Here is a 781-nt window from a genome sequence, read left to right as displayed (position 1 = left end):
CCCCCCCGGCATGCGTCGAATCAGCGGACATATTCTCGTTCGGCCGCGAGCCCTCGCCCGCATTCGAGGCTTCACTTGGTCAAAGCGGACGGCACTGCGCATGATCTGTCGCCAGTTCGCCCTCGCGTTGCTAAGGACAGCGCGTTCCTGCTCGCGTCCCGGATGCCCCGATGAGTCTCGTCCTGTCGATCGTCGCGCCGATCTTCATACTGATCGCCCTCGGCGCGCTGGTCGCCAAGCTGAAGCTTCTGCCCGACACGACAGGCGAGGTGCTGACGCAGTTCGTGTTTCTGGTCGCCGTGCCGGCGCTGATGTTTCGCACGCTCGCCACCGCCGAGTTCGGGCAGGCCAATCCGCTCTTGCTTTGGGCGAGTTACTTCGCCGGCGTTCTCGTGAGCTTCGGCTTGGGCATGGTGATCGCGCGCAAGCTCGCGGGCGTCGATCGGCGCGGCGCGGTGATCGGGGGTGTCTCGGCCTCCTTCTCCAACCTCATCTTCGTCGGCATTCCCGTGGCCGAGCGGGCCTTCGGGCGTGAAGGTCTCGACGTGCTCGCCCTCATCATCTCCATCCATCTGCCGGTCATGATGACGGCCTCCACCCTGTTGCTGGAGCGGGCGGCCGTGGCCGACGCACGGGCCGGACTGACGAAAGGGCCGGTGCCCGCCCCCTCCGCGCGGCGCACGCTGGCCCAGGTCGGGCGCAACCTGTCACGCAACGCGTTGGTCTATGGCCTCGCGCTCGGGGCGCTCTGGCGGCTGACCGACCTGCCGCTGACCGGCCC

Annotated in this window: 1 protein-coding gene; it reads left to right on the top strand. The window is 67.9% G+C overall.

The window, feature by feature from the left end:
* Nucleotides 1–170: 170 nt before the first annotated feature.
* Nucleotides 171–781 (top strand): AEC family transporter (locus NS365_RS23320; protein WP_193753536.1); only part of this gene is annotated, 611 nt, incomplete at its 3' end.

Source organism: Aureimonas ureilytica, assembly GCF_001475935.1.
Lineage (GTDB): Bacteria > Pseudomonadota > Alphaproteobacteria > Rhizobiales > Rhizobiaceae > Aureimonas > Aureimonas ureilytica_A.
This window is presented reverse-complemented; position numbering and strand designations above follow the sequence as displayed.